At 68.3% G+C, this 7,713-nt stretch carries 6 protein-coding genes; 2 read left to right on the top strand and 4 right to left on the bottom strand.

Features of this window, described 5'->3' with window-relative positions:
• Positions 1–167: 167 nt before the first annotated feature.
• Positions 168–2,372, bottom strand: a complete 2,205-nt coding sequence (locus tag ON29_RS22155; protein ID WP_040869005.1) for a hypothetical protein — start codon at positions 2,370–2,372, stop codon at positions 168–170.
• Positions 2,373–2,863: 491 nt separating this feature from the next.
• Between ON29_RS22155 and ON29_RS22150 the strand changes: the two genes are divergently transcribed.
• On the top strand, positions 2,864–3,193 hold the full coding sequence (locus tag ON29_RS22150; protein WP_040869004.1) for a TfoX/Sxy family protein: 330 nt from the start codon (positions 2,864–2,866) through the stop codon (positions 3,191–3,193).
• 12 nt (positions 3,194–3,205) lie between these two features.
• Here ON29_RS22150 and ON29_RS22145 read toward each other — a convergent pair whose 3' ends face one another.
• A complete protein-coding gene (locus ON29_RS22145; protein ID WP_040869109.1) occupies positions 3,206–4,909 on the bottom strand; it encodes a metallophosphoesterase in 1,704 nt (567 codons plus the stop codon).
• Between the two features lie 154 nt (positions 4,910–5,063).
• Positions 5,064–5,762, bottom strand: coding sequence for a TetR/AcrR family transcriptional regulator (locus tag ON29_RS22140; RefSeq protein ID WP_063825359.1), 699 nt, complete (start codon positions 5,760–5,762; stop codon positions 5,064–5,066).
• Between the two features lie 133 nt (positions 5,763–5,895).
• Here ON29_RS22140 and ON29_RS22135 point away from each other — a divergent pair, with 133 nt between their 5' ends.
• On the top strand, positions 5,896–6,342 hold the full coding sequence (locus tag ON29_RS22135) for a cupin domain-containing protein (protein ID WP_040869003.1): 447 nt from the start codon (positions 5,896–5,898) through the stop codon (positions 6,340–6,342).
• Positions 6,343–6,395: 53 nt separating this feature from the next.
• Here the strand turns inward: ON29_RS22135 and ON29_RS22130 are convergent, their stop codons facing one another.
• Positions 6,396–7,676, bottom strand: coding sequence for an ATP-binding protein (locus tag ON29_RS22130; RefSeq protein ID WP_040869002.1), 1,281 nt, complete (start codon positions 7,674–7,676; stop codon positions 6,396–6,398).
• Positions 7,677–7,713: the final 37 nt, after the last annotated feature.

Genomic DNA, 7,713 nt, shown 5'->3' with positions numbered 1-7,713 from the left:
GCTCTCGGCATCCCCTTCACGGCGAATCTCCGCCCCGCGGGCACGCATGCCTGGACCTATTGGCAGGACGACGTGCACGAGTCCTGGCCGCTGTTCGCGGGCGCGCTGGGCGTCTGATCGGGACGACCCGGCGGCCGGGCCGGATCGACCCGGTACGCGCGAGTTCGCTACGGATTCCAGGGGTCGAGTCCGCCCTCGGGATCCAGGTGGTCGAGGTTGGCGACGCGCCTGGCCGATCGCATCAAGGCTTCCCGGTTGATGTCGTTCGGATTCTCGTAGTAAGTACGGGCCGCCTGCTGGTGCAAGGTCGCGACTCGGTGCCCGATCGCCCATCGGGTGTCACGCCCCGCGCCGTCCCACTCGTCCGGCGTGATCGCCGCCCGCAGCGCCCGGTCCGAATGCCAATTCTGCTCGACCCGCTGTACGAATCCGTGATCGATGGCAGCGCCGGGGGCCGGTGCGTTGCTGTGCCGGACGAAACTGTCCGCCGCGATGACCGCCTGAGCGGCGAAGGCGTCGTGCGCTTCGTGGTCGACATGGTTGTCCACCGCCCAGGCCGCCGCGATCGCCTTCTGCAACGGTGCGAAGCTGTACGGATTCTGCGATGCCGTCGATTCCTGGACGGAGTACGCCGTGAACGCGTGGGTCACCCGCTCGTGGGTGGCGCCGGAGGAGAGCAGAACGGCATGGATCCGTGAATCGGGAACCTTGTTGTCCCGAAGCACTTTCAGGGCACGGGAGACGCCCAGCTGGGTGCGCATGCCCCCCATCGGCACGGCCGCGTCGACCGCGACGGCACGCCAGTTCGTGCGGGCCAGCTGGTGCTCGACGTACCCCTCTTCGCGGCTGGTCAGGATTCTCCTGGTGGAGCGTTCGATCCTCCTTCGTGTGCTCGACAGCGGGTTCAACGGATTGACCCGTCCTCCGGCGAGCCATGCCGTCACCGGCGAGGAGTTGACGGCATTGAGCGTGGTGAGGGTGCTCACCAAACCCATTCCGGGCGCGGACTTTCCAGCGCCGCCACCACCCATGCCGAGGGCGGTGCCGCTGCCGCCGCTCGCGGACTTGCCCTGACCCTGGATCGCGAGACCGAACCGGTTGGCAATCCAGTCGTTGCCGCGGCTGAGGCCGCTGCTGAGGCGTCTGAGCTGGAACACGGCGACGATCTCGACGGTGCCCGCGATGATGATCACCGCCATGACCTGGCCGCGGGCCTGCGCGAACAGGTTGCCCATGAACAGGATGTAGACCCCGAGAAAGATGGTGTACGCCGTCATGCGCGCCGCCGCGACGAAGCTGTCCACGATATTGCGAACCAGGAAGGTCTGCGTCGGGCCGTACACGAATCCGCCTGCGGCGAAACCGAATATCGACATGAACCCGTGATAGATCGTGTCCAGCGCGGCCTTGATCACCTTGAGCCCGAGGTACATCGCGAAGACCAGCAGGATGCCGCCGCAGGTCAGCAGCATGAGCCCGGTGGCGACCTGCCCCATGGAGGGGTTCTCGGCCTTCGCGTGCGCGGCGGCGTCGCCGCACGACTTCAAGCCGCTGATCACCCGGGCGTCGTCGCCTGCCGCCACACCGGCCGACCACGCCGACCGGCAGGCGGGCCGCTGGTCGACCGTATGGCCGAAATTCCACACCTGCAACGGCTGCCGGGCGAAATTGTCGGCGAGATCGCTCTGCATCGTCGCCACCAACTGGGTCGGATTCGGATCGGCGTCGCCGTTCAAGCCCGCCGCCACCGAGATGCCGAGATCGCGGCCCTGCGCCAGCAACCCGTGCGAGGACAGCACGTCGGCCAACGGCTCGGCCAGGAACAACGGACCCAGCAGCGCCACGCCCACCATCGTCACCACCTGAATGGTGGCCTTCGCGTGGTAGCCGCGCGCGATGAACCACCCCACGCAGACCGCGCCGATGCTCGCCGCGGTGACCAGCATGATCGGGGTGGCGATCTGTGCCGTCATGGCGTCGGCCACGCCGTGCAGGGCCGCACTGAACATGTCCAGCCACCGGAAGCTCAGCGCGTAGCCGATCAACCAGATCGCCGTCGTCACGATGGCTATGTAACCGATGAACTCGAAACCCAGCACGGCCCACAGGATGGTGGCGCGCGGCTTGAACAGGCTTTCGTCGCCGGTGGCGAACCGGTAGTCCGACAGCGCGATACCCGACGAGTCGTGGATGTTCATCCAGCTGAGGCCGTCGATCTGGGAGGTTCCGGCCGTGCCGCCCGCCGCGTCCTGTGCGGCGGCCAGCGCGCCGACGAAACCGGGGAAGACGAAGAGCGCGAAGATGATCAGGGCGGTCCAGACGGCCCGGCGCCGCCAAGGACCTGTTTCGAGACGCGGCCACCGGCTCGGCACCCCGCCGCGCAGTGCGCGCCCTGCCGTGCGGAACGTACCCGGGAACGGAATCGGATGCCGCCTCGACGACCTACGGCGGACAGCGCGTGATCGCACCGCTGGGGGGCAGATGTGCACGGAAGAGTCCTTCGTCCCGTCTGTGGGGGCGCAGCCGACTGCGAGAAGTGGAACGGATTGCGCGCTGAGGCCGATGACAATGCGTGGCCCCGTCTCACGCATGTATTACAGACAGGTACGGAAACATCCGCTTGAACGTCCAATGACAACCAGGCGGCTCGGGAGTGTACGTACGTACCTCGGCCGTATACCTAGAGGTCCGATCAAAAAGACTGTGGTGCAGTGATTTTCAGTGTCGGCCACGGTCGCCGGATGCATGCCGCGTCATCGATGTGCTCGGCCGCCTACGCGGCGCCGGGGTCCCGGAGACGACACGCGGGCGTTCTCGACCGGCGGAACGCCGACTTGTCGGATAGCCGGTGAACAATGCCGCTATGGCATACGACGAGGAACTGGCCGAGCGGATCCGGGAACTGATCGTGCCCGGCCCCGAACTCACCGAGCGGAAGATGTTCGGCGGACTCGCCTTCTTGATCGGTGGCAATATGGCGGTCGCCGCCAGCAGGCAGGGCGGTCTGCTCGTGCGGGTGGATCCCGACGAGGGCGAGCGGCTCCTGGGTGACGCCGTGCAGCCCATGGTCATGGGCGGTCGCGAGATGGTCGGCTGGTTGCGGGTCACCGCCACCGACGACGACGAAGTCCTGCGGGAATGGGTCGAGCGCGGCGTCGCCTACGCCCGGACCCTCCCGCCGAAGAAGAAATAGAACCGGCCCGGCTCAGGGCCGGACCTGCCGCCGGAACAGCACGCGGTCGAATTCGCGGCCGTACTCGTCGACCGCGACCACATCCATCTCGCTGGCGAACACGCCGGGCCGGACGTCGACGCGCAGGAACGAGTAATTCCGGAAGCGGACCCGTGACCATGGCGCGGCTTCGTCCTGCTTGCCGCCACCCGGCGTCCAGACGTAGCTGTTCGGCACCCCGGTGTCGGGCAATTCGTTGCCGCGGAAGGTCTCTCGTGAGCCCGGCTGGAATTCGTAGCGCGGGCGTCCGCCGCCGCCCACGGTGTAGTAGACGGTCCCGTCGGTCTCCGGGTAGACGATCGAGTTGTCGCCCGCGACCTTCGTCGCCTGGCCGCCGCGGATCGGATCGGTGCGCTCGTAGACGTGGTTGTGGCCTTGCAGCACCAGATCCACCTGGAATCGGTCGAACAGCCCTACCCACGCGTCCCGCACGCCGCCGTCGCTGGCATGCGATTCGGTGGTCGAGTACGCGCAGTGGTGGAAGAAGCAGACGATGAAGTCGATGTCGGGGTCGGTGCGGTAGGCGGCCAGGGTGCGCTCCACCCAGCTCGTCTGCGCGCCGCCGGAGTAGCCGCTGTTCGCGCGGATCTCGTAGGAGACGTCGTTGGCGTCCAGCGAGAGCACCGCGACGTTGCCGTAGGTGAACGAGTACGCCGACGGGCAGCCCGCCGGACCGTTGCCGGGGAAGTCCAGGCGCGCCAGGTGCCCGCCGTAGCCGTGCTCGCCGTAGGTGCCTTCCATGTCGTGATTGCCGGTGGCGAACATCCACGGCGTCTGGGCGGCGCTGGACTCGATGGCGTTGAAGTAGACGTCCCAGACGTAGGGGTTGTACTTGTCGAACCCGCTCGCCGGTCGGGCTCCGTGCGCGGCGAACTGTCCCGGCTTGCCCGCCCCGGAAGGATCGGCGTAGGCGATGTCGCCTGCGAGGATGTGGAAATCGGGCCGCGCGGCGGCGATCTGGCGCAACACGTTGCTCGCGTGCGGCGCGGCCGGATCGTTGTCGGCCTTGTAGTACTTGTCGTCGTAGTCACCGGGAGCGACGCCTTCGGGCAGCGCCGGGGTCTCGTCGGTGCCCTGGTCGCCCATCATGGTGAAGCGGAACGGAAGGACCGCGGGGCGTGCGCTGGGCATCGCGGGCGCGGCGGCGCGGATGTCGCCGACGAATCCGTCGGAGGTCCGCCAGCGGTAGAAGTGCGGCACCCGGCCGGGCAGGCCGTCCACCGGGGCGTGGACGTAGAACTGTTCGGCCGCGAGCACGCCGCCGTCGTCGGTGGGCAGTTGGGTGAGCAGGTTGCGCACTTCGGCTTCGACCGTGGCGCCCAATGCAGGCGTCGGTCCGTGGTCGAGGTAGACGGTGGCGCCCGCCGGACGCCGGGACAGCTGCGCCGAGAAACGCAACTGGCCGGCCGCCTCCGGGCCGAAAGCGACGCGTCGTCCGCCCACCGCCAGCTGGGCATCCTCGGCGTAGGCGCGCCTGCCGAACGGCGCCGTGCCGATCGTGGCCACGGCGGCGGCCGCCGCGGCGCCGCGCAGGATATTGCGCCGCGACACCGGATGACGGCGCAGGTAGGCGCGGTGCCATTCGTGCTGCTCGGTCATGGTCATGTGAGCGGCGAGATGGCCGGGGATTCCGGTGTCGGGAACGTCGCCTGCTGGATTCAGCGGTGTGGACGGCATACCGCAGATGCTGTACCGGCCGGGCGCGCGGAGCAACTCGCACCGCACCGCGGGCGGGAATACTCCGCGAACGGGCTTCGGCGTGTGCGAAATAGGCGCATGCCGGAACCGAACTGCGCAGGCCGTGCCTGGCGCGGACGCGGGTCGGCTCGGTCTACGCCGGTGGCTGGTCCGGCGGGTTCGGCGACTGATCTGGCTCGGCGGGGAGATCGGGGGTGAACGGGGAGACGAGCGAATCGCTCCACGCGAAGCTCCGCGCACCCGGTCGCGCGCGCCCGGCGGCGGCTGCCGATGGTTCGTTGTTCCCGGTCAGCCTCAGGACGGTCCGCTCCAGGGCGGGCAGGATCTCGGTGATGTCGAGATCGGCGTTCGCGAAGCGGCCGATCAGCGCGTAGGTCATATGGGTCAGCACGAGCGCGATGTCCGCGGTGTAGTCGGGGTCGGCGTCGGCGAAAAGGCCTGCGATGGCGGGCAGCACGGCGTTGAAACCTTGGGCGTCCAGTCGCCGGCCGCCGGGACCGAATCGTGCGCGATAGTAGGCTTCGAGCATCCGGGGATTTCGTTCCCAGGGTTCGAACACGTACCGCAACAACCGGATCAGGCCATCGCGAAGCGTCTCGCCTTCGATCTGCGGTGCCGGGGTGGCGTAGGTATTGGTCGCCATCCATCGCTCGACCGCGGCGAGCATCAGATCGTCACGGGTGGCGTACCGCTTGTAGACCGTGGCGAGGGAGACGTGCGCGTTCCGCGCGACCGCCCGCAACTGGACCGCGTCGTAGCCGTCCGACTCGAGCATCGACAACACGGCGTCGATGATCTTCGCCGCCGAATCCTCTTCGTCTGTCCGGACCACGTACCTACGGTAATCCAGTGATCTTGTCGTGGATACTCGCCACGACAGCGGTGTCGCTCGGCAGGATTCCGATTATCCCGCATCGTCACCGAACGAGGTTCCGGCGCGACACCCCCGTGACTAGGCTGCGGGGATGACGCTCTTTCTCCGCGTCGCCGTGGTGCCGGTGGTAGTCGCCGCCGCCCTGGCGAGTGCGGCGCAGGCCGACGCGACGCCCGGTAGCGACATCACCGCCGTCACCCTCGGTGAGGCCCGGATTCCCGCCGGGCTCCTACCGTTCGTCGCGGGCACGGATCTGGTCGTCCGCGAGATCACGATCGGCCCCGGCGGCTCCACCGGCTGGCATTACCATGTCGGCCCGGTCTTCGGCTTCGTCCGATCCGGAACGCTCACCCACCCCGGTCCCGAGTGTGACGCACCGGTCTATCGCACCGGCGAATTCATCTACGAGCCCGCGGGCGAATGGAACGTCCACGTCGGTCTGAACCGCGGCAGCGAACCGCTCGTCCTCGACGTCGTCTACGCCCCACCGGCAGGCGAGCCGCTGTTCATCGACGCACCCGCCCCATCCTGCGCGTAAGAAGCAGGCGCTGCGGGTGGGTTCGGCCTCCACCGGATGCTGTGCGCATTCCCTCACAGTCGGGTGTAGTCCTTTTGGTCCTGTTCGAACGCGGTCAGGATTCCGGGGGTCAGGGTCGGGCGGGTGCGGGCTACGGCGGTGAGGAAGTCCTCGGTGGTCGCGGGTTCGCGCGTGTCGTCGAGCATTGCGCGTTCGAACGCGGACTGCGCGCCGGCGCGGGCCGCGTACTCGATGTCGGCGGGGGTGAATTTCGCTGTGGCGCACACCAACCGCTCGAGGTCGACAGTCTCGGCGGCGGGGCCGAGATAGCGTCGCCAGATCGCCTTCCGCGCGGGTGCGTCGGGCGGGCCGATCGGGATCACGTAGTCGAATCGACCGGGTCGCAGGAATGCCGGGTCCAGCGCGCGCACCGAGTTCGTCGCGCAGATCAGCAGGCGACTGTAGTTCTCCCGGAACGTCGGAATGAGCTTGAGCAGCTCGTTGGTGACCCCGTGCGCCGGGCTCGTCGCCGTACCCGAACGTGTGCCCGCGATCTCCTCCACCTCATCGATGAACAGCAACAGCTCGTCGAGCTCGGCCAGGTCGGCGAAAACCTCACGCAGCGAGGCCGCGAGCCCTCCGGTCGCCGCCGCGGCCAACCGGGAGGGAAACAGTTCGACGAACGGCCAACAGAGGCGGGAAGCGACCGCTTTCGCGAAGCTGGTCTTGCCGGTCCCCGGTGGCCCGAAGAGGATGACACTCTTGGGCGGCAGAACCCGATACTGCTCGGCCACATCGGGATTCGCCAAGGGCAACACGACCCTGCGTTCGATGATCTCCTTTTCCCGGTCCATCCCGGCCATCGACTGCCACAGTCCCCGCGGGAGCAGCCGCCCGCCCAGTTCGGTCAGCAGGGTGGACTGGGCGGGGGCCAACGGCTCCAGCAGCTCGTAGTAGACGAGGCCCGCCCGGCGCGCGTATCCGGAATTCTCGAACGCCACCGACCCCGTGGCGCCCTCGGGAACGAGGGTGCAGATCCGTCGCACGCCATTCGAGCGCAGCCGCCGTTCCAGTTCGGCCAGCAGCGCGCTGCCGATCCCGCGACCCCGCCACCGCGCCGCCAGCGCCACGAGCAGGACCCAGGCCCGCTCGCCATGGATCTGGGCGACCGCCATCCCGACCATCTCGCCACCGACCTCGGCCACCACCGCCGGCTGCCCCGCTCGCGCGGCCGCCGTCACCTCCGCCAGCGCGAAGACCGGCTCGTCCGTCGTAGGCACACGGCTCTGCTCCCAGATCCGGATCGCCTGATCCAGATCATCGTCACGGAACTCGCGTAGTCGCCATACCGGCATACATACCTCGAAGAGCCGTCGGCCGGCCTCTGCGAAC

Origin of the sequence: Nocardia exalbida NBRC 100660 (genome assembly GCF_000308575.1) — a bacterium.
Lineage (GTDB): Bacteria > Actinomycetota > Actinomycetes > Mycobacteriales > Mycobacteriaceae > Nocardia > Nocardia exalbida.
This window is presented reverse-complemented; position numbering and strand designations above follow the sequence as displayed.